The organism is Stenotrophomonas sp. P5_A8, assembly GCF_056400545.1.
Genome location: NZ_JBFULB010000626.1, coordinates 1 through 773, shown reverse-complemented (window position 1 = coordinate 773; position 773 = coordinate 1). Strand labels below are relative to the sequence as shown.

1 protein-coding gene is annotated in these 773 nt (G+C 57.8%); it reads left to right on the top strand.

All coding sequences use genetic code 11. From position 1 onward, the window contains the following. Nucleotides 1-132: 132 nt before the first annotated feature. A partial coding sequence (locus AC1DQP_RS21150; protein ID WP_478052513.1) for a GAF domain-containing protein occupies nucleotides 133-773 on the top strand: 641 nt, incomplete at its 3' end.

Here is a 773-nt window from a genome sequence, read left to right as displayed (position 1 = left end):
CTCCAGGACGAAGCGACACGGTAGTCATCAGAACCAGCGGGGTTGGGCCCAACTCATCAGGATTTCATGGGCTGTGGTTCGAATTAATGATATAGAGCTAACTTACCGTCGAATGGTTGCCGCGCAGTTGCTATGAATGTGCCTATCACCGAAGCTCAGGAACGGATGGCGGTTTTGGGAGCGATGCATGTTTTGGACTCGGAGTCCGGGCCATCCTTGGATCGCATCACCTCGCTGGCCGCCTTCGCCTTCAATGCTCCAGTGGCGTTCGTCTCAATTGTCGGAGACGACAAGCAGCGATTTATTTCCCGAATCGGCTTGCCGGTCGGTGAGACGGATATAAGGTTCTCCATCTGCGCCCATGCGATCGCCTGCAACGAGGTGATGGTCGTCCCGGATCTTCGGGAGGACCCGCGCTTTGAGAACAACCCATTGGTCGTCGCTCCGCCCCACCTGCTGTTTTATGCCGGAGCGCCCCTTGTGGCGAAGAACGGTGTCGCTATAGGCGCCATGTGCATCATGGACACAAAGGTGCGCGAGTTCTCAGAGCCAGMGCGCGCCCAGCTGTCCACTTTGGCCCAGTTGGTGATTGCGCAACTTGAGCTGAGAAACATGTCCGGCCGCCTGGAACCGGTCAGTGGAATTCCGAATCGACACCAGTTCCAGATTGACTATGCCGGCTTGGCGGAGAGGCACAGCGGCCGGCGAATGTTCGCGGTTCTTTTGGACGTGTTTGATATCCCTCGCGCCAATGAGGCCGGCCAAGCCCTCGG